We start from the raw sequence: 20,821 nt of genomic DNA, 5'->3' as shown, positions 1-20,821 counted from the left end.
GCCTCTAGCCCAGGACCCGCCTGGGCTTTTAGCTATAAAAATAGGAGTGCGGGCTCAGCGCCGGGCGTCGCGCAGCGCCTGTGCTGCCTCGGTCACCAGGCCCGGGCCGCGGTAGATCAGGCCGGTGTAGAGCTGCACCACGTCGGCGCCGGCCTGGATCTTGGCCAGCGCGTCGGCCGCCGACAGGATGCCGCCCACGCCGATGATCGGGAAATCCTGGCCCAGCCGCGCGCGCAGTTGCGCGATCACGCGGTTGCTGGCCTCGCGCACCGGCGCGCCCGACAGGCCGCCGGCCTCCATCGCATGCGGCAGGCCGGCCACGGCCTCGCGCGCGATGGTGGTATTGGTGGCGATGACACCGTCCATCGCGTGGCGGCGCAGCGTGGCGGCGATGGCGTCGACCTGGGCCTCGTCCAGGTCCGGCGCGATCTTCAGGAACAGCGGCACGCGGCGGCCAAGGCGCTCGGCCAGCACGCTGCGGCGCTCGGTCAATGCGCCCAGCAGGCCGTCGAGTGCGTCGTCGGACTGCAAGCTGCGCAGGTTGCGCGTGTTGGGCGAGCTGATGTTGATGGTGACGTAGTCGGCATGCGGGTAGACGCCTTCCAGGCAGGCCAGGTAGTCGTCGGCGGCGCGTTCGATCGGCGTGTCGGCGTTCTTGCCGATGTTCAGGCCCAGCAGCATCGAACGCCCGGCGCGCCGGCGCAGGCGCGAGCGCTGCACATTGGCCAGGAAGGCATCGAGCCCGAGGTTATTGAAGCCCAGCCGGTTGATCAGCGCCTCGGCCTGCGGCAGGCGGAACATGCGCGGCTGCGGGTTGCCGGGCTGGCCGCGCGGCGTGACCGTGCCGACCTCGACAAAACCAAAGCCCATGGCGCCCAGCGCGTCGATGCAGCGGGCGTTCTTGTCCAGGCCTGCGGCCAGGCCCACACGGTTGGGAAAGTTCAGTCCGGCCAGTTGCACCGGGTCATGTACCGGCGTTTGCTGCCAGAGCGCCTGCAGCGGCGTGTTCTGGCCGCGGGCCAGCCAGTCCATGGTGAAGTCGTGGGCGCGCTCGGCGTCCATGCAAAAGAGCAGGGGGCGGGCCAGGGGGTAGGGCAGCAGCATTGGATAATTCCGGATTCGACTGCGGATTCTCTCCCATGCCCAACACCTCACTCTCCCAAGACGAACTCAAAACCCTGGTCGGCCGCGCCGCACTGGACTACGTGGTACCCGGCCAGGTGGTCGGCGTTGGCACCGGCTCTACCGTGAACAAGTTCATCGACGCCCTGGCCACCATACGCGACCGCATCCCTGGTGCCGTCTCCAGCTCGGTCGCCAGTACCGAACGGCTGCAGGCGCTGGGCATCCCGGTGCTGGACGCCAACGCGGTCGAATCGCTGGCCGTGTACATCGACGGCGCCGACGAGATCGACGGCCAGGGCCACATGGTCAAGGGCGGCGGCGCCGCGCTCACGCGCGAGAAGATCATTGCCGCACTGGCCACCAGCTTCGTCTGCATCGCAGATGCCTCCAAGCGCGTGCAGACCCTGGGCGCCTTCCCGCTGCCGGTAGAGGTGATCCCGATGGCCGCGCAGCGCATCGCGCGCCAGTTCGCCGCCATGGGCGGCCGCGCCGCCATCCGGCAGAAGGACGGCGCGCCGCTGGTCACCGACAACGGCCAGCACATCCTCGACGTGCAGGGCCTGAAGATCAGCGACCCACTGGCCTTCGAAACCCTGGTGAGCCAGTGGCCCGGCGTGGTGACGGTGGGCGTGTTCGCGTACCAGAAGGCGCAGATCTGCCTGCTGGGCACAGCGGATGGTGTGGAAACCATCCGCTACGCATAACCAGAAATTAGAACTGAATGCCGGCCGGATTGGCCGGCGCCGATGCTGGCGCGGCGGGCAGCGTCGGTATGTTGGCGCGTGGCGCAGGTGCTGCTGGCGGCGGCGCGCTGCGCTTGGCTACCAGCGGGCTTGGCGCAGGCGCCTGGTAGTTGGCCGGCAACTGCGACTGCTGCGGATAGCCGGCGGCATCCAGGTACTGGGTCCATTCCGTGCTGGAGAAACCCTTGAGCTGCTGCGCCCCCACGGTGGCAAAGGGCAGCGAGGTGTCGCCGCTGAGGCGCTGCAGCGCGTCGCTGTCCTCGGACGTGGTGATGGTCTTTTCCGTGAAAGGCACGCCGCGCGCCTTTAGCAGCGCCCGCGCACTGTTGCAGGGCTCGCAGTTGTCGGCGCTATAGAGCGTGGCGGGGTAGCGGTCGGCGGCCTGCTTCAATTCATAGGGCAGGTTGGCCGTATTGGGCGCGCCGGAATTGCGGGTGTTGACCGGTGCCACGCGCGCCTGCGCGGGCGCCTCGGGCCGGTCCGAGAAGCTGACCTTCCCGTCCGGGCCGACGATGCGGAACACCTGCTGGGCCTGTGCGCTGGCGCCCAGCGCGCAGAGCAGCAGCAGGGCAAGGCGGGGGGCGAAGGTCTTCATCTGGGCCGCTCCGGTTGGTTCAGGCCATGCCCTGGTGCCGCAGCAGTGCGTCTATGGTCGGCTCGCGGCCCCGGAAGGCCTTGAACGATTCCATGGCCGGGCGGCTGCCGCCAGCCTCCAGGATGGCGTGGCGGTAGCGGCGGCCGGTCTCGAGGTTGGGCGAGCCGTCGGCGTGCGCGGTTTCCTCGAAGGCGGCGTAAGCATCGGCCGACAGCACTTCTGCCCACTTGTAGCTGTAATAGCCCGCAGCGTAGCCGCCCGCAAAGATGTGGCTGAAGGTGTTGGCCGGGCGGCTGAAGGCCGGGGCCGGCAGCACGGCGACTTCGGCGCGCACTTCGGCCAGCAGGGCCATGGCGTCCACGGCTGCATCCGGGCGGGTGTGCAGCAGCATGTCGAACAGCGAGAACTCCACCTGGCGCAGCGTGCCCAGGCCGCTCTGGAAATTCTTGGCGCGCAGCATCTTGTCGAATAGTTCGCGCGGCAGCGGTGCGCCGGTGTCGACCTGCGAGGTCATGTGGCGCAGCACGTCCCACTCCCAGCAGAAGTTCTCCATGAACTGGCTGGGCAGCTCGACCGCATCCCACTCGACACCGCTGATGCCCGACACGTCGTGCTCATTCACTTGGGTGAGCATGTGGTGCAGGCCGTGGCCGAACTCGTGGAACAGCGTGGTCACGTCGTCATGCGTGAGCAGCGGCGGCTTGCCATCGTTGCCGCTGGCGAAGTTACAGACCAGGTGCGCCACCGGCGTCTGCAGGCGGCCGTCGTCCGGGCGCAGCCAGCGGGCGCGCACATCGTCCATCCAGGCGCCGCCGCGCTTGCCGGCGCGGGCCGATGGATCGAGGTAGAACTGGCCGACCAGCGTGGCGCCGCGCTCGATGCGGTAGAACTCCACCGACGGGTGCCAGACCGGCGCGCTGTCGCGGCGGATCGCCACGTCGAACAGGGTCTCGACGATCTTGAACAGACCGGCCAGCACCTTGGGTGCGGGCAGGTACTCCTTGACCTCTTGCTCGCTGAAGGCGTAGCGCGCTTCCTTGAGCTTTTCGCCGATGTAGGCCCAGTCCCAGGGCTGCGGATCAGCCAGGCCCAACTGCTCTGCCGCGAAGCTGCGCAGGTCGGCCACGTCTTGCTCGGCATAGGGGCGGGCACGCACGGCGAGGTCACGCAGGAAGTCAACCACCTGCTGCGGCGAGTTGGCCATCTTGGGCACGACCGAGACCTCGCCAAAGTTGGCGTAGCCCAGCAACTGCGCCTCTTCCTGGCGCAGCGCCAGGATGTCGCGGATCAGCGGGCTGTTGTCGAACTTGCGGAATTCTTCCGGCGCCTGGTCGCTGGCGCGCGTGGCGTAAGCGGTGTACAGGCGCTGGCGCAGCGCGGCGCTGTCGGCGAACTGCATTACCGGCAGGTAGCTGGGCATCTTCAGCGTGAGCTTGAAGCCCTCCTTGCCCTCGGCCTGAGCGGCGGCGCGGGCCGCTTGCTGCACGTCGGCGGGCAGGCCAGCCAACTCGTCTTGCGTGGCGTAGTAGGCAAAGGCGTCGGTGGCGTCGAGTGCGTTCTCGCTGAACTTCTGGCTCAGCTCGGCCTGGCGCTCCTGGATGGCGGCAAAGCGCTCTTTGGCGGCGCCCTGCAACTCGGCGCCAGAGAGCACGAAGTTGCGTACCGCGTTGCGGTGCGCCTGCTGCTGCTCGGGGCTCAGGCTGGCGGGCGCGATGGCCTTGTACTTGGCATAAAGCCGCTCGTCTGCGCCCAGGCGCGTCCAGAAGTCGGTGATGCGGGGCAGGGCGGCGTTATAGGCGGCACGCAGCTCAGGCGTGTCGGCCACGCTGTTGAGGTGGCTGACGGCGCCCCAGGCCCGGCCCAGGCGCTCGGTGGCCACGTCCAGCACACGGGCGATGGCGGCCCATTCGGCGGGGAAGTCCGGCGCCGTCACCGCCTCCAAGGCCTGCTCGGCGTCGGCAAGCAACTGGTCCAGGGCAGGTGCCACGTCGGCCGGCGTGATGCGGTCGAACAGCGGCAGATCATGGAAGTCGAGCAGGGGATTGGTGGCGGCGGTGTTGGAGGTCATGCGCTTTAGTGTGGTGGCGAGGCCGCCAGGTTCAAGTGAAAACTATGCCAATCAGGCGGCGGCTGCGCGCTCGGCCGATTCCAGCGTGTTGACCAGCAGCATGGTGATGGTCATGGGGCCGACGCCGCCGGGCACCGGCGTGATCCAGCCAGCCACCTGCGAGACGCCCGCGAAGTCGACATCGCCGCAGAGCTTGCCTTCGTCATTGCGGTTCATGCCGACATCGATCACCACGGCGCCGGGCTTGACCATGTCTGCGGTCAGCACGTTGCGCTTGCCGACGGCGGCCACCACCACATCGGCCTGCCGCGTGAAGGCGCCGAGGTCGGGCGTGGCGCTGTGGCAGATGGTCACAGTGGCATTCTTGGCCAGCAGCATCAGGGCCATCGGCTTGCCGACGATGTTGCTGCGGCCGATCACCACGGCGTGCTTGCCGCGCAGCTCATAGCCGATGGATTCGAGCATCTTCATGCAGCCGTACGGCGTGCAGGGCCAGAAGCCGGGCATGCCGGTCATGAGTGCGCCGGCGCTGGCAACGTGAAAGCCGTCCACGTCCTTCTCGGGGGCGATGGCCTCGATCACCTTCTGTGCGTCGATGTGTGCAGGCAGCGGGAGCTGCACCAGGATGCCGTGGATGGCCGGGTCCTGGTTGAGCGCTTCCACGCGCGCCAGCAGTTCGGCCTCGGACATGGTGGCCTCGTACTTCTCCAGTACCGAGTGCAGGCCGCTGTCTTCGCAGGCCTTGACCTTGTTGCGCACGTACACCTGGCTGGCCGGGTTGTCGCCCACCAGCACCACGGCCAGGCCGGGTGTGGTGCCGCGTGCTTTTAGCGCTGCCGCACGGGCAGTCACGTCGGCGCGGAGTTGGCGGGAGAGGGCGTTGCCGTCAATCAGTTGGGCTGTCATCGATTCTGATTTTCCAAGTAAAAACGCCCGCTTGCGCAGGCGTGGTCTAGGCTTCTAGCTATTGGTTTTATAGCTTTTTATGTGGCGGCCTTCGCCGGGGTCTGGCCCAGCGCGATCTTGAGCAGATCGGCCACGGTGTTGGCGTTGAGCTTTTCCATGATGTTGGCGCGGTGCGCCTCCACCGTCTTGATGCTGATGCCAAGGTCGTCGGCAATCTGCTTGTTCAGGCGCCCGGCCACGATGCGCTCCAGCACCTGGGCTTCACGCGAGGTGAGCTTGCCCAGCAGCGCGTCGCGGCTGGCGGCCTGCTGCGAGTCGGCGAACACGCTCTTGGCGTAGTCCAGCATGCGCTCGACCAGGCCCACCAGCTCGTCTTCCTTGAAGGGCTTCTGGATGAAGTCCAGCGCGCCTTTCTTCATGGTGTTGACCGCCATCGGGACATCACCGTGGCCGGTGATGAAGACGATGGGCAGTGGCGATTTGCGCTCGATCAGGCGGTCCTGTAGTTCGAGGCCCGTCATGCCGCCCATGCGGATGTCCACGATCAGGCAAGCCACTTCGCGCGGGTCGTAGCGGGAGAGAAAAGACTCGGCGGATTCAAAGCAGCGGACACGGTAGTCCTTGCCTTCCAGCAACCACTGGAGCGAATCGCGTACGGCCTCGTCGTCATCCACCACATAGACCGTGCCTTTTTTCGGAATCAAGCTCATGCAGTTACCCCAGGGTCTCTCGTCGTTTCAGCAGAAGGCGCGGCTGTGTCGGCGGGTTGTACGAGCGGAATCCAGAAGGAAAAGCGACAACCCGTTACGTCTGGACCATTGTAGAGGTTCTCTGTCTGCATTCGCCCCTGGTGCGACTCGACAATGCTGCGGCAAAGGTTGAGGCCAATGCCCATGCCTTCGGACTTGGTGGAGAAGAAGGCTTCGTACAGCCGCTCAAGTACCTCGGGCGCCAGGCCCTTGCCAGAGTCGAGCACCGAGAATTCGACCACCGGCTGCTCGTCGATGCGCCGCGGCACCACGCGCAGTTCCACCGTGCGCCGCCCGGACGGGCGCTGGGCCTGGTCAATCGACTCGGCGGCGTTCTTCATCAGGTTGATCAGCACCTGCTCGATCAGGATCGGGTCCACCAGCAGCCGCGGCAGGCGCGCGGCCACGTAGTGCGACAGCCGCACGTTGCGCCGGCGCAGCTCGATCTCGGCCAGCTCGACGGCTTCGGTCACCATCTCGCTCACATCTGCAAGCGTGCGGTTGGGCTCGCTCTTCTTCACGAAGGCGCGGATGCGCTGGATGATCTGGCCGGCACGCTGCGCCTGCTTGGCGGTCTTCTCCAGCGCGAAGAGCATGGATTCTTCGGTGATCTGGCCACCCTGGATGCGCGTGATCATGCCGCTGCAGTAGTTGCTGATAGCGGTCAGCGGCTGGTTCAGCTCATGCGCCACCGACGAGGCCATCTCGCCCATGGTGATCAGGCGGCTGACCGACTGCGCGCGTTCAGCTTGTTGGGCGCCCAGCTCTTCGGCGTGGCGGCGTGGCGTGATGTCGGTGGCGATCACCATCTGCGCCAGGCGGCCGTCGGTCCAGTTGAGGTAGCGCGAGCGCACCTCCAGCCATTTGCCCAGGGTGGGCAGGAAGATTTCGGCGTTTTCGGTTTGCGCATCGGTCAGGGTCTCGGTGGGCAGGCCAGCCAGGCCGTCCACGTCGTCCGCCGCGTCTTCCTGGCCGCCTTGCGGCACGCCGGCCTGCACCACCATTTGCAGGTGGCCGCCGGTGTCGGTGCCAAACCATTGGCGGTAGAGCTTGTTGGCGAACAGCAGCTCCTTGCTGCCCAGCGGCGCCACGGACACGGAGGCGTCCAGTGCTTCCAGCACCACGGTGAAGCGCTCGTGCGAGGCTGACAGCTGTGCGCGAATGCGGTTGGGTTCGGTGATGTCGGTCATCGAGGTCATCCAGCCGGTTTGCTGGCCGCGCGGATCGATCAGGGGCGACACATAAAGCCGCGCATCGAAGATGCTGCCGGACTTGCGCTTGACCCGCACCTGGAAGCCGCCGGGGATGTGGTGGCCGCTCAGCTCGTCGCGCAGGCGCGCGGCCAGGATCTGGTGGTCGTCCTCGGGCCAGTAAGAGTAGGGCGGCTTTTGCCCGACAAGTTCGCTTTCGCTCCAGCCGGTCATCTGGCAGAAGGCCGCATTCACGTAGGTGATGCGGCTTTCCATATCCAGCGCCCGCATGCCGGTGAGCACCGAGTTCTCCATGGCGCGGCGGAAGTTGGTCTCGGCCACCAGGGCCTCTTGTGCCTGCACGCGGCGGCGGGTGTGGCGCCAGGTGGCGATCAGCATCCAGGCGGTCATGGCGCTCAGGGCGCTGACCAGCCAGAAGAAGCCGCTGCCGACCACGCCCAGCGAGGTGCGGTAGGCCTGCGCGTGGATCACCAGGCCGTTGCCCACCGGGGACACCGGCACCTCGTAATCGATCGAGCGTGCGGCCCAGGGCACCAGGCGCTTGGCGCCGGCACGCTCGGGCAGGCCGTTGCCGGCCAGCAGGCGGTCGCTGCCGTCGCGCAGCGTGACGGCGTAGCGTGCCAGCACCTCGCTGGGCGCGCCGTAGCGCAGCAGGCCGTCGATGGAGTATTCACCCAGCACCACGCCGGCGAAGTGGCCTTGCGTGGTCAGCGGGATCTGCAACTGCAGCAGGCTGGAGGCGTCAGGGCCGCCGGTGGGTTGGGAATACACCGGTTGCTGCAGATCGCGCGCCAGGCTGAAGACGCCTTCGGTCTCGCCGGGGCGCAAGACCTCGCCCACGGTGCGCAACTGGCTGCTGGCCAGCGTGGGCGCGGCGTGGCTGGCCTGCACGCGGCGGCGCTCGTCGATCCAGGTCAGGGCCTGGACTTCGGGGAACTGGCTGATCAGCGACTCGGCGCGGCTGGTGAACTCCTGGCGATCGACCTCGCCGTTGGAGATGTCGCGCGCGATGCGCATCAACTGCTCTTGCCGCTCCAGCAGGCGCAGGCGCACGCGTTGCTGCGTGTACTCGACATCGCGGCGCACGGCCTCGTGCTCTCGGTCGATTTCTTCTGCGCGCAGGTACCAGAAGGCCGAGACGATGGCCGCCAGAAACAGCAGCACGGCGGCCAGCGGGGCCAGCATGGCCAGGCGGTCCTGTCGCGTTGGCGACTGTCGCCGCCACCATAGGCGCCACACGGCACCCAGGCGGGATATGGCGCTATTGCGCCAGCGGGAAGAGGAAGGCGGCATAGCCGAAGTGTAGGTGGGTGCAAAGCCCCTTTGTGCGGCGCAGCATGAAATTCCTTAATGTGAAATCAAAAAGCGCCATTTGAAATCTAAAAGAAGTGTGCGACACTCCGGCCACGCGCCGATCCGGCGTGCCCACTGACCTGCGCCGAACGCGGCGCGCCACTGGAGACAAAGCATGTCCGCCCTCCCTGACGACCTGTCTGGCGCCGCTGCGCGCGCGCCCCAAGATTCCGACCAGCAGGAAACCCGCGAATGGACCGACGCCCTGTCGGCCGTGATCCAGGCCGAAGGCCCGGAACGCGCGCACTTCCTGCTTGAGCAACTGCTGGAACATGCGCGCGAGAGCAGCATCGACATGCCGTTCTCGGCCAACACTGGCTATGTCAACTCCATCGAGACCGACCAGGAAGCGCGCTGCCCCGGCAACCTCGAGATCGAAGGCCGCCTGCGCGCCTACATGCGCTGGAACGCCATGGCGATGGTGGTCAAGGCCAACCGCCACCACCCGCCTGAAGGCGGTGACCTGGGCGGCCATATCGGCTCCTTTGCCTCGCTGGCCAATATGTTTGCGGCCGGCTTCAACCATTTCTGGCATGCCGAGAGCGAGAACCACGGCGGTGACTGCCTCTACATCCAGGGCCACGTATCGCCCGGCATCTACGCCCGCGCCTACCTTGAAGGCCGCCTGAGCGAAGAGCAACTGCTCAATTTCCGCCAGGAAGTCGACGGCAATGGCCTGTCGAGCTATCCGCATCCCAAGCTGATGCCCGAGTTCTGGCAGTTCCCCACGGTGTCCATGGGCCTGGGCCCGCTGATGGCCATCTACCAGGCGCGCTTCCTCAAGTACCTGCACGCCCGTGGCATTGCCAACACCGAGAACCGCAAGGTCTGGGTGTTCTGCGGTGACGGCGAAATGGACGAGGTCGAATCGCTGGGCGCCATCGGCCTGGCCGCGCGCGAGAAGCTCGACAACCTGGTCTTCGTCATCAACTGCAACCTGCAGCGCCTGGACGGCCCGGTGCGCGGCAACGGCAAGATCATCCAGGAGCTGGAGAGCGAATTCCGCGGCTCGGGCTGGAACGTGCTCAAGCTGATCTGGGGCAAGGGCTGGGACGACCTGCTGGCGCGCGACAAGGATGGCGCGCTGCGCAAGATCATGATGGAGTGCAACGACGGTGACTACCAGTCGTTCAAGGCCAATGACGGCGCTTACGTGCGCAAGAACTTCTTCGGCCGCGACCCGCGCACGCTGGAGATGGTCGCCAACATGAGCGACGACGAGATCTGGAACCTGCGCCGCGGTGGCCACGATTCGCAGAAGGTCTATGCCGCCTTCCACGCGGCCAACACCCACAAGGGCCAGCCCACCGTGCTGCTCGTCAAGACCGTCAAGGGCTTTGGCATGGGCAAGATCGGTGAAGGCAAGAACACGGTGCACCAGACCAAGAAGCTGGGCGACGAAGACATCAAGGCCTTCCGCGACCGCTTCAACATTCCTATTCCCGACAGCCAGATCGCCGACCTGCCGTTCTACAAGCCGGCCGACGACACGCCCGAGATGAAGTACCTGCACGAGCGCCGCAAGGCCCTCGGCGGTTACCTGCCGCACCGCCGCGTCAAGGCCGACGAGAGCTTTACCGTGCCGCCGCTCGAAACCTTCAAGGCCGTGCTCGAACCCACGGCCGAAGGCCGCGAGATCTCGACCACGCAAGCCTATGTGCGCTTCCTGACGCAGTTGCTGCGCGACCAGGCCCTGGGCCCGCGCGTGGTGCCCATCCTGGTGGACGAGGCCCGTACCTTCGGCATGGAAGGCCTGTTCCGTCAGGTGGGCATCTACAACCCCGCAGGGCAGCAGTACACGCCGGTCGATAAAGACCAGGTCATGTACTACAAGGAAGACAAGGCTGGCCAGATCCTGCAGGAAGGCATCAACGAAGCCGGCGGCATGAGCAGCTGGATTGCGGCGGCTACCAGCTACAGCACCAACAACCGCATCATGGTGCCGTTCTACGTGTACTACTCGATGTTCGGCTTCCAGCGCATTGGCGACCTGGCCTGGGCGGCGGGCGATATGCAGGCGCGCGGTTTCCTGTTGGGCGGCACCTCGGGCCGCACCACGCTGAACGGCGAAGGCCTGCAGCACGAAGATGGCCACAGCCACATCCTGGCCAACACCATCCCGAACTGCGTCAGCTACGACCCGACCTTCGCGCATGAAGTGGGCGTGATCCTGCACCATGGCCTGAAGCGCATGGTCGAGCAGCAGGAAAACGTCTACTACTACATCACGCTGCTGAACGAAAACTACGCCATGCCTGGCCTTACCGCCGGCACCGAAGAGCAGATCATCAAGGGCATGTACCTGGCCAAGCCGGGCCCTGCCATCAAGAAGGCGCCGACCGTGCAACTGCTGGGCAGCGGCACCATCCTGCGCGAGAGCTTCTTTGCGCAAGAGCTGCTGGAGAAGGACTGGGGCGTGAGCGCCAGCGTCTGGAGCTGCCCGAGCTTCAACGAGCTGACCCGCGATGGCCAGGACGCCGAGCGCTGGAACCTGCTGCACCCGACCGATGCACCGCGCGTGCCCTTCGTCACGCAGCAGCTGTCGGCCAGCGAAGGCCCGGTGGTGGCTTCGACCGACTACATGAAGGCCTATGCCGAGCAGATCCGCTCCTTCATCCCGCGTGGCCGCAACTACAAGGTGCTGGGCACCGACGGCTTTGGCCGCAGCGACTTCCGCAGCAAGCTGCGCGAGCACTTCGAGATCAACCGCCACTACATCGTGCTGGCGGCGCTCAAGGCGCTCAGCGAAGACGGCCTGCTGCCAGCGGCCAAGGTGGCCGAGGCGATCAAGAAGTACGGCATCAACGCCGACAAGATCAACCCGCTCTACGCGTAATTGAACCAAATCAACTGCGCCTGAGGGCGGGGGACAAGCGACATGGCAACAGTGGACGTGCAAGTACCGGACATCGGCGATTTCGACGAAGTCGCGGTGATCGAAGTGCTGGTGAAGGTGGGCGATACGGTCAAGGCCGAGCAATCGCTGATCACCGTGGAGTCGGACAAGGCATCGATGGAAATCCCGTCGAGCCAGGCCGGCGTGGTGAAGGAAATCAAGGTCGCCATCGGCGACAAGATCAAGCAGGGCTCGGTCGTGCTGGTGCTGGAAGCCGCGGGTGGTACTGCCGCCCCTGCGCCGGCGCCTGCCGCAGCCCCGGCAGCGGCCGCCCCGGCGCCCGCTGCGGCTGCGCCCGTTGCCGCTGCGCCGGCACAGGCGGCCGGCCCGGTCGAGGTCAAGGTGCCTGACATCGGCGACTTCAAGGACGTGTCCGTCATTGAGCTGCTGGTCAAGCCCGGTGACACGGTCAAGGCGGAGCAGTCGCTGATCACGGTTGAGTCGGACAAGGCCTCGATGGAGATCCCGTCGTCTGCCGCCGGCGTGCTGAAAGAGCTCAAGGTCAAGATTGGCGACGTCGTCAACATCGGTGATCTGATCGCCGTGCTGGAAGGCGTGGCGGCTGGTGCTGCCCCCGTGGCGGCCGCGCCCGCTGCGGCACCTGTCGCTGCGGCCAGCGCGCCGGCAGCGGCCCCTGCGGCCCCTGCGGCTGTTGCCCCGGCGCCGGCCCTGGCTGTGCCTGCGCACAACCCAAGCGCGCCGCAGGGCAATCTGCCGCATGCATCGCCTTCGGTGCGCAAGTTCGCGCGCGAGCTGGGCGTGCCGCTGGAAGAGGTCAAGGGCAGCGGCACCAAGGGCCGCATCACCCAGGAAGACGTGCAAGGCTTCACCAAGGCCGTGATGAGCGGCCAGGCCAGCACCAAGGCAGCGGCAGCCAAGGCGCCGGCCGGTGGTGGCGACGGCGCGGCGCTGGGCCTGATCCCCTGGCCCAAGGTCGATTTCGCCAAGTTTGGCCCGGTCGAGCGCAAGGACCTGTCGCGCATCAAGAAGATCAGCGGCGCCAACCTGCACCGCAACTGGGTGATGATCCCGCACGTCACCAACAACGACGAGGCCGACATCACCGAGCTGGAGGCCTTCCGCGTGGCCACCAACAAGGAGAACGAGAAGTCCGGCGTCAAGGTGACCATGCTGGCTTTCGTCATCAAGGCGGTGGTCTCGGCACTGAAGAAGTTCCCCGAGTTCAATGCCAGCCTGGACGGCGACACCCTGGTCTACAAGCAGTACTTCCACGTCGGCTTTGCGGCGGACACGCCCAATGGCCTGGTGGTGCCGGTGTTGAAGGATGCCGACAAGAAGGGCGTGCTGCAGATCAGCCAGGAAATGGGCGATCTGGCCAAGAAGGCGCGCGACGGCAAGCTCGGCGGCGGCGACATGAGCGGCGGCTGCTTCTCTATCAGTTCGCTGGGCGGCATTGGCGGCACGCACTTCACGCCCATCATCAACGCACCTGAAGTCGCCATCCTGGGCCTGTCCAAGAGCGCGATGAAGCCGGTGTGGGATGGCAAGGCCTTCCAGCCGCGCCTGGTGCTGCCACTGTCGCTGTCCTATGACCACCGCGTGATCGACGGCGCCCTGGCGGCCCGCTTCAACGCCTACTTAGGACAGGTGCTGGCGGACTTCCGCCGTGTCCTTCTATGACAACTATCGTCGTCGCCCGCAAGAATGGCCAGGTCGCGATTGCCGCGGACACCCTGGTCACCTTCGGCGACACGCGGCTGCTGCATCGCTTCGAGGACAACACCAAGATCTTCAAGCTCGATACGCCGGTGGGCGCCACCTATATCGGCATGGCCGGCACGGTGGCGCACTTCCCGGTGCTGCGCAAGGCGCTCAGTGCCTTGCCCAAGGCCGAGCGCAAGCTGGGCAGCCGTGACGACATCTTCGACACCTTCACGCGGCTGCACCCGCTGCTGAAGGACAACTTCTTCCTGCAGACCAAGGAAGAAGACCACGACCCGTATGAGTCGAGCCAGTTCAGCGTGCTGATCGCCAATGCGGCCGGCATCTTTGGCTTGTACAGCTACCGCGAGGTGTTCGAGTTCAAGGAGTTCTGGGGCATTGGCTCGGGCCGCAGCTTTGCGCTGGGCGCGATGCATGCCGCCTACGGCAACGCCCGCACTGCCCGCGAAGTGGTGCAGGCCGGCGTGGATGCCGGCTGCGCCTTTGACCGCAACTCCGAGAAGCCCGTGCATCTCTTCACCCTCAAATTGAAAGATTCCCCATGAGCCTGATCGACATCAAGGTGCCCGATATCGGCGACTTCGCCGAAGTGGCGGTGATCGAAGTGCTGGTGAAGCCTGGCGACACGGTCAAGGCCGAGCAGTCGCTGGTGACCGTCGAGTCCGACAAGGCGTCGATGGAAATCCCGTCCTCGCATGCCGGCGTGGTCAAGGAAGTGAAAGTCAAGATCGGCGACAAGATCGCCGAAGGCTCGGTGCTGCTCAGCCTGGAGGCCGCCGATGCGCCTGCAGCGGCCGCACCAGCGCCAGCGCCTGCAGCACAAAAATCTGAGCAAAAAGTGGCTCCGGCCCAGGATGCACCTGGGCTATTAGCTACTAATTCAGGAGCGCCTGCGCCTGAAATCGCCGATGCCGACTACGACCTGGTCGTGCTCGGTGGCGGCCCCGGCGGTTATTCGGCTGCCTTCCGCGCGGCTGACCTGGGCCTGAAGGTGGCTGTGGTCGAGCGCTACGCCACCCTGGGCGGCGTCTGCCTGAACGTGGGCTGCATCCCGTCCAAGGCGCTGCTGCACGTGGCGGCCGTGATGGACGAGGTCAAGCACTTCGCCGACCTGGGCGTGGACTTTGGCGCGCCCAGCGTGGACATCGCCAAGCTGCGCACCCACAAGGAAAAGGTCATCGGCAAGCTCACCGGCGGCCTGGCGGCCATGGCCAAGATGCGCAAGGTCACCGTGCTGCGCGGCCTGGGCAGCTTCAGCGGTCCGAATGCGCTCGAAGTGGCCGAGACCTCCGGCCCGGCGCAAGAGAAGACCGGCAAGACGCAGACCGTGAAGTTCCGCCGCGCCATCATCGCGGCCGGCTCGCAGGCCGTGCGCCTGCCCTTCCTGCCCAATGACCCGCGCGTGGTCGACTCCACCGGCGCGCTGGCGCTGGCCGGCACGCCCAAGCGCATGCTGATCGTGGGCGGCGGCATCATCGGGCTGGAGATGGGCACCGTCTACTCCAGCCTGGGCACCCGCCTGGACGTGGTGGAGATGCTCGACGGCCTGATGCAGGGCGCCGACCGCGACCTGGTCAAGGTCTGGCAGAAGATGAACGCGCCGCGCTTCGACAACATCATGCTCAAGACCAAGACGGTAGGCGCCAAGGCCACCGACAAGGGCATCGAGGTGACGTTCGAAGGCGAGGGTGCGCCCAAAGAGCCGCAGGTCTACGACCTGGTGCTGCAGGCCGTGGGCCGCACGCCCAACGGCGGCAAGGTCGGCGCCGACAAGGCCGGCGTGGCCGTAACGGACCGCGGCTTCATCAACGTCGACATCCAGATGCGCACCAACGTGCCGCAGATCTTCGCCATTGGCGACATCGTCGGCCAGCCCATGCTGGCGCACAAGGCGGTGCACGAGGCGCATGTGGCGGCAGAAGTCATCGCCGGTGAACTGCAAGGCAACAAGGAACTGGCCAGCGCCGCCTTCAACGCCCGCGTGATCCCGAGCGTGGCCTATACCGACCCGGAAGTGGCATGGGTCGGCCTCACTGAAGACCAGGCCAAGGCGCAAGGCATCAAGGTCAAGAAGGGCCTGTTCCCCTGGACCGCATCCGGCCGCGCCATCGCCAACGGCCGCGACGAGGGCTACACCAAGCTGCTGTTCGACGACAGCCCCGAAGCGCATGGCCACGGCAAGATCCTGGGCGGCGGCATCGTCGGCACCCATGCCGGCGACATGATCGGCGAGATCGCCCTGGCGATCGAGATGGGCGCAGACGCAGTGGACATCGGCAAGACCATCCACCCGCACCCGACGCTGGGCGAAAGCATTGGCATGGCGGCGGAGATTGCGCACGGCAGTTGCACGGACGTGCCGCCGCAGCGCAAGTAGTTCAGTTCGCCCCCTGACGCAAAGCCCGAGCCCTTACCGGTTCGGGCTTTTTGCTGTCTGGCATGTATGGTCGAGGTGCAAGCCAAAATCCCGGTCAAATGAATATGTCGGAACCACAGTCAATCGCTGACTTCCCCCGCGCGCAAACGGCACCGCTTCAGCAGGGTGGCTTGCTTGCGTCATCCGCCCATATTGCTTTGCCTGCAGCGCCCAGCCTGCCCGCCTGGTTGGAGGCCGGGCTGCAGTCGGGTGCCGAGCACGTCACCATCCTGGCCCAGCGGGCCTACCGTTTGCGCGCTGTTCAGGTGGATGCACCTCTGCTGGCGGTGCCTATGGCAGGACTGAAGCGTGTGGAGGTGGATGGCAAGCAGGCGGAGGTGGCATGCGGTGAGTTTGTGATGCTGCACCAGGCGTGCCGCATGGGGGTTGAGAACCTGCCACCACCGGGCACAGGGGAGGCCTACCGCGCCTGGGTGGTGCCAATCCCTTGGCGCGTGGTGACACTGGCGCGCAGCCTGGTGGGGTCGCACCGTGACAGTGCGCCGGCGGCGATGCCGGCCAAGCCCTTCAGTTGCGGGGATTTAACGCCCTTGTTGCCCGGCGTGCAGGCCTATTTGACGGCGATGTCCCCGGCGGGCGGCACACCCGATGCAGCGCAGCGTGACCATGCCTTGCTGGGCTTGCTACTGGCCTTGGCTCGCGCAGGCCATGACCATTTCTTGCATGCCCAGGACCCATCGGTAGCCGCGCGCATTCGCTTGCTGGTGGCGGCGGCGCCCGCGCGCAATTGGACCTCAGAGGACTTTGAGCTTGCCCTGCACATGAGCGGCGCCACCCTGCGCCGACGCTTGGCGCAAGAAGAAACCTCCTTGCGACAGATCCTGCGGGAGACCCGTTTGCAGCATGGCCTGGGTTTGCTGCAGTCCAGCCGGCGTCCGCTCAAATCCATCGCCTTGGCTTGTGGCTATCTGTCGGTGGCCAGTTTCAGCCGCGGCTTTGTGGCCCAGTTTGGGGTCGAGCCCGGCGCGGTGTCCGGCACCTGAGTTGATGGGCGCGGGTGCTGGCCTGAGCGTTTCACGCATTTCTTTGAGCGCCCGGTTTGGGCGCATACCTGGAACATGGGCCCCACACACGGCGCATCCGGTGGCCTGTGTCGGCTTGTGAGATCGGCGGTTCAGATCTCGGTTTTTTCCAGTGAAAGCTCTTATGAAGAATTCCCTTGTCCCTTTGCTGTGCGCGTTTGGCTTGAGCGCAGGCGTGTCTTTGAGCGTGCAGGCTCTGGAGCTGAGCAGCACAGACATTGGCAATGAAAAGACGCTCGGCAGTGCACAGGTGTACCAAGGCTTTGGTTGCAGTGGCGGCAATGTGTCACCCGCCCTGAGCTGGAGCGATGTGCCCGCGGGCACCAAGAGCCTTGCCATCACCGCCTACGATCCAGACGCACCCACGGGCAGCGGCTGGTGGCATTGGAGCGCATACGATTTGCCTGCAGACCTGCGCAGTTTGCCCGCGGGGGCCGGCAAAGCGGGGGGCTTGCCGGGTGGGGCCAAGCAAGGTCGCAATGACTACGGCAGCAAGGATTTTGGCGGCGCTTGCCCACCCCAAGGGGACAAGCCGCATCGCTACATCTTTACCGTGTTTGCACTGAAGGTGGATAAATTGGAGGTGCCAGCGGACGCATCGGCAGCCCTGATTGGCTATATGTTGAATGCGAACAAGCTGGCTACCGCCAGCATCACCGCGCGGTTCGGCCGCTGACGCGCGTGTACGTAAACCGGCCCTGACGCCCAAGCGCTACTGAAGCCGTAGCCCGCCGCGCAGGTTCCGCAAGGACTGCGCGGCTTTTTTGTTTTTGCGGGCTTTGCTCGCCTATTTCCCCAGCAGCCGCTCAAACAAATCCGTCCCGCCCATCTGCCCACCCTTGAGCATCAGCTCCAGCCCGTTGCGGCCAGGGATCGGGCTGTGGGCCTGGCTCAGGGTGACGCCTGGGCAGAGGGTGCCCAGGTACGACAGCCCCCACAGTTGCAGCGCCTGCACGGCGTGGCTGGAGGTGTCGCCCCCGGCAATGCCCACGCGCCGCAACGGTGCGCCGTGGTCTGCCTGGGCTTGCACCACGCGGGCGACCAGCCTGGCACTGGCCTGGGCGACATGCGCGGCAGCGCTGATGTTGGCTGCCCCGCCGTCGGTGGGGCCGGTGTAGGCCAGTACATGCTGGCCGTTTTGCAGCCCGGCGCAAATGGCGTCCTGCAGCGTCTGCACATAGGCCGGGTCGCTGCCGAGGCGCTGGGCGTCCACCGGGATGCGCTGGTAGTTGGTAGCGGCCTGCACCTGGGCGGCGGTCAGCGGGGACAGGCTGCCGACCCACGCGAAGACGGGGCCATCGGCCGGTGCCAGCGTGGGCGCGGCCGTGGGTGCGGGCCTGGCCCAGTACGCCACCAGTGCTTGTGCCACGGCGCTTGGGCCGACGGCCAGCAGCCGGGCCTGCTGCGCCTGTTGCCACAGCAGGCGGCCCACCGTGGCCAACTGGCTGGGTGTGGTCAGGTCCAGCAAGGTGGGCACCATGGAATTGATGGGCGCATGCTTGTCCAGCAGCGTGCGCAGCGTGGTATCCAGCGCGTCGGGGCCGGTGTCGTACTGCGGGTAGTGCAGGGCGGTGATGCCCTCAAGCCCTTGCTGTGCCAGGTGCAGGCGCAGGTCTGCCTCGGCCATCGGTGTGACCGGGTGTTGGCGCATGGTGGGGTGGCGGTCGATGCGGTGCACGGTGCCGCCCGTGCCTGCGGCGGCAAACAGGTTGCTGAAAGCGCAGTAGCGGCCCAGGCTGGGCTGCCCGCCGATGATGGGTACCCAGCGGTTGTCCACCGACGGGTGCAGCGCCTGGATGGCGCAGGCGATGTTGCCGACATGGGCGGCGCTGTCGAAGGTGGAGCACACCTTGTAGTGCAGCACCGGTGGCGCAAGCTTTTCAAAGAAACGGCCCACGCTCGCCAACTCGGCGCGCATGGCGTCGGGCGCCATGGCGCGTGCTGCACCCGCAATGCCTACGGCATCCAGCGGCCCGGCGGCGGCCAATGCCTCACGGCTGGGCACCCCCATGAACAACATCGAACGCAGACCCGCCTGGGCCAGTACCGCCAGCGTGTCCGTGGCGCCCGTGAAGTCGTCGCCGTACCAGCCGAACAAGGGTGCAGTCATTTCTTGCCGAAGAAGTCGATGGCCTTGCGCAGCTCGGGGGCGCGCAGCGCACGTTCTGCCAGGGTTTCGTTCTTCTGCACCGCGTCCCAGGCTTGCTGGATGCTGGCGACCCCGGCGGCCGGGCCGTCCGGGTGGGCCAGGATGCCGCCGCCCGACATGAACAGCAGGTCCGTGCTGCGGATGCCCTCCCATGTGGCGGGCACGGTGCCAGCCCATTGGCCGTTGGAGAAGGCGGGCAGCACCCGGTCGTCCAGCCCTTCACACAAGGGGGCGAGCGTGTCTTGTGCTGACTCGATCACCTCCTGGTCGGTCTGCGAGAACTTGCCCTGCAGGCCGTGCACGTGCATGTGGTCCACCCCCGCGAGGCGCCAAAGCGTCTGCCAGGCGTTGAAGGAAAAGCCCAGCAAAGGGTGGCGCGACAAGGCGCCGTAACCGTTGCGGTGGCCGTGCAGGGCCAGCGGGCTGTGGCGGCGCAGGGTTTGCACGGCGGAGTAGCCGCACCAGTTCAGGCTGACCATCACGCAGCTGCCGCCCTCGGCTGCAATCAGGTCGGCGTGGCGGCGCATGGCGTCGGTTTCATCGGTGATGTTGAAGGCCACCATCACCAGCTTGCCGGTCTTGTCCTGGTGGGCGCGCACGCGGCGCATGACGGCTTTGACACGCTCTGCGAGCGGCGCGTGGACCGGGTTGGCGCAGACCTCGTCGTCCTTGATGAAATCCACGCCGGCCGCACACAGGCGGCCCGCGAGCTCGCCGGTTTCTTCGGCCGACAGGCCGACGTTGGGCTTGATGATGGTGCCGATCAGCGGGCGCCCCTGCACGCCGGTCAGCGCACGGGTGCCGCTAATGCCGTGGCGAGGCATGTCGAACTGCTCGCGGTAGGCGCGCGGCAGCTTCATGGATTCGAGCCGCAGGCCGGTGACTTCGCCCAGGTCGTACAGGTTGCCCGACACGGTGGCCGCCAAGGTGGGCAGGTTGGAGCCGATGTTGTCGCACGGAAAGCTCACGCGCAGCCGGGCGCGCTGCCAGGTCTGTGGCGTGTCGAGCATGCCGCGCCGCTGCATCCAGCCGTTGGGCAGCGATGGCGCGGGGGCCACGTCCAGCAGCTCGACCGATTCGACCGTGGCGCGCGCGCGTTCGCGCAGCGCATCGGTCTCGCCCTCCACCCGGGTGAAGGTGCCGCATGATTGTTCACCCGCCAGCACTTCTGCCACGTGGGCCGGGGCCAGCGGGGTCTCGATCAGGTAGGTGGCTTCAAAACGGTCTGGGGACATATGCGCTATACATTTAATAGCTAATAGCCCTGGTGGAATAAGGGCTAGAAGGCTATTTGGCTTGAAAATCAGATTTTCGAGAGATCTGGGAAGGGCCGTACCGGGTCGGTCTTGCCGTCCCAGGTCTCGGCCTTGGCACGGATCAGGTCGAACATGCGGCCCTTGGGCCCGGCCACTTCCGATAGCTCGATCACGGTGCCGGGGTGGTATTCGGTGTCGAAGTAGACGAAGCGGCCACGCTCGCCCACCTCGCCGCTCATCACCGTCTTGAAACCCTCGGCCGTCAGCCGCGCAAGGTCGGCGTCGTAGTCGCTGGTCCAGTAGGCAACGTGTTGCAGCCCGATGCGCCCGGCCCGCAGGAAGTCGCGGTACATGGACGGCACGTCGTTGCGCGTCTGGATCAGCTCGACCTGTACGTAGCCCGAGTTGGCCAGCGCCACCGAGTTGTGGGGCTCGTGGGCCTCGCCGCGGTACTGGTAGTTCTGGATCGGCACGCGGGGGTTGTAGAACCAGGGGCCCACGCCCAGCGTGCGGCTCCAGTAGTCCATGGCGGCTTCGATGTCGTGGACCACATAGCCCAATTGGCGGATAGCGCCGAAGTGACGGCTCATGAGAATTTCCTTGGCTGAGGGGACAGGGGCGGCGGTGC

Annotated in this window: 16 protein-coding genes; 7 read left to right on the top strand and 9 right to left on the bottom strand. The window is 66.3% G+C overall.

Features of this window, described 5'->3' with window-relative positions; genetic code table 11:
* Positions 1–54 precede the first annotated feature (54 nt).
* Entirely contained in the window at positions 55–1,104 is a 1,050-nt protein-coding gene (locus AAFF27_14905) for a quinone-dependent dihydroorotate dehydrogenase (protein XAH21317.1), read from the bottom strand.
* Positions 1,105–1,139: 35 nt separating this feature from the next.
* Here AAFF27_14905 and rpiA point away from each other — a divergent pair, with 35 nt between their 5' ends.
* Complete coding sequence (gene rpiA, locus AAFF27_14900; GenBank protein ID XAH21316.1) at positions 1,140–1,829, top strand: ribose-5-phosphate isomerase RpiA; 690 nt, start codon at positions 1,140–1,142, stop codon at positions 1,827–1,829.
* A 7-nt stretch (positions 1,830–1,836) separates the two neighbouring features.
* On the opposite strand, the gene AAFF27_14895 is transcribed toward rpiA, so the two are convergent.
* The 5 genes from AAFF27_14895 to AAFF27_14875 form a co-directional block, all read right to left on the bottom strand.
* Complete coding sequence (locus AAFF27_14895) at positions 1,837–2,463, bottom strand: glutaredoxin family protein (GenBank protein ID XAH21315.1); 627 nt, start codon at positions 2,461–2,463, stop codon at positions 1,837–1,839.
* Positions 2,464–2,482: 19 nt separating this feature from the next.
* Complete coding sequence (locus AAFF27_14890) at positions 2,483–4,531, bottom strand: M3 family metallopeptidase (GenBank protein XAH21314.1); 2,049 nt, start codon at positions 4,529–4,531, stop codon at positions 2,483–2,485.
* A 51-nt stretch (positions 4,532–4,582) separates the two neighbouring features.
* Positions 4,583–5,437 carry a bifunctional methylenetetrahydrofolate dehydrogenase/methenyltetrahydrofolate cyclohydrolase FolD gene (gene folD, locus AAFF27_14885; GenBank protein ID XAH21313.1) on the bottom strand — a complete coding sequence of 285 codons (855 nt, stop codon included), beginning with the start codon at positions 5,435–5,437 and terminating at the stop codon, positions 4,583–4,585.
* A gap of 77 nt (positions 5,438–5,514) precedes the next feature.
* Positions 5,515–6,147, bottom strand: a complete 633-nt coding sequence (locus AAFF27_14880; protein ID XAH21312.1) for a response regulator transcription factor — start codon at positions 6,145–6,147, stop codon at positions 5,515–5,517.
* A complete protein-coding gene (locus AAFF27_14875; GenBank protein XAH21311.1) occupies positions 6,144–8,690 on the bottom strand; it encodes a PAS domain S-box protein in 2,547 nt (848 codons plus the stop codon). Before AAFF27_14875 ends, AAFF27_14880 begins: the two co-directional genes overlap by 4 nt.
* Before the next feature lie 175 nt (positions 8,691–8,865).
* Between AAFF27_14875 and aceE the strand changes: the two genes are divergently transcribed.
* The 6 genes from aceE (at position 8,866) to AAFF27_14845 (ending at position 17,464) form a co-directional block, all read left to right on the top strand.
* Complete coding sequence (gene aceE / locus AAFF27_14870; protein ID XAH21310.1) at positions 8,866–11,586, top strand: pyruvate dehydrogenase (acetyl-transferring), homodimeric type; 2,721 nt, start codon at positions 8,866–8,868, stop codon at positions 11,584–11,586.
* 42 nt (positions 11,587–11,628) lie between these two features.
* On the top strand, positions 11,629–13,287 hold the full coding sequence (aceF, locus tag AAFF27_14865; protein XAH21309.1) for a dihydrolipoyllysine-residue acetyltransferase: 1,659 nt from the start codon (positions 11,629–11,631) through the stop codon (positions 13,285–13,287).
* Positions 13,284–13,874, top strand: coding sequence for an MFS transporter (locus AAFF27_14860; protein ID XAH21308.1), 591 nt, complete (start codon positions 13,284–13,286; stop codon positions 13,872–13,874). Before aceF ends, AAFF27_14860 begins: the two co-directional genes overlap by 4 nt.
* The gene (lpdA, locus tag AAFF27_14855; protein XAH21307.1) at positions 13,871–15,706 is read left to right on the top strand and encodes a dihydrolipoyl dehydrogenase; all 1,836 of its coding nucleotides are present in this window, start codon (positions 13,871–13,873) and stop codon (positions 15,704–15,706) included. The genes AAFF27_14860 and lpdA overlap by 4 nt, the downstream gene beginning before the upstream one ends.
* 197 nt (positions 15,707–15,903) lie before the next feature.
* The gene (locus AAFF27_14850) at positions 15,904–16,749 is read left to right on the top strand and encodes an AraC family transcriptional regulator (protein XAH21306.1); all 846 of its coding nucleotides are present in this window, start codon (positions 15,904–15,906) and stop codon (positions 16,747–16,749) included.
* A 163-nt stretch (positions 16,750–16,912) separates the two neighbouring features.
* Positions 16,913–17,464, top strand: a complete 552-nt coding sequence (locus AAFF27_14845) for a YbhB/YbcL family Raf kinase inhibitor-like protein (GenBank protein XAH21305.1) — start codon at positions 16,913–16,915, stop codon at positions 17,462–17,464.
* A gap of 111 nt (positions 17,465–17,575) precedes the next feature.
* Here AAFF27_14845 and AAFF27_14840 read toward each other — a convergent pair whose 3' ends face one another.
* The 3 genes from AAFF27_14840 to AAFF27_14830 all read right to left on the bottom strand — a co-directional run bounded on the left by AAFF27_14840 (position 17,576) and on the right by AAFF27_14830 (position 20,783).
* Positions 17,576–18,898, bottom strand: coding sequence for a four-carbon acid sugar kinase family protein (locus AAFF27_14840; GenBank protein ID XAH21304.1), 1,323 nt, complete (start codon positions 18,896–18,898; stop codon positions 17,576–17,578).
* Entirely contained in the window at positions 18,895–20,172 is a 1,278-nt protein-coding gene (locus AAFF27_14835) for a ribulose-bisphosphate carboxylase large subunit family protein (protein ID XAH21303.1), read from the bottom strand. Before AAFF27_14835 ends, AAFF27_14840 begins: the two co-directional genes overlap by 4 nt.
* Before the next feature lie 68 nt (positions 20,173–20,240).
* Entirely contained in the window at positions 20,241–20,783 is a 543-nt protein-coding gene (locus AAFF27_14830) for a VOC family protein (GenBank protein ID XAH21302.1), read from the bottom strand.
* Between the last annotated feature and the right edge of the window lie 38 nt (positions 20,784–20,821).

This window comes from Xylophilus sp. GW821-FHT01B05, assembly GCA_038961845.1.
GTDB lineage: Bacteria > Pseudomonadota > Gammaproteobacteria > Burkholderiales > Burkholderiaceae_C > Xylophilus.
The sequence above is the reverse complement of the archived record's forward strand: the minus strand, read 5'-3'. Positions and strand labels throughout refer to the sequence as shown.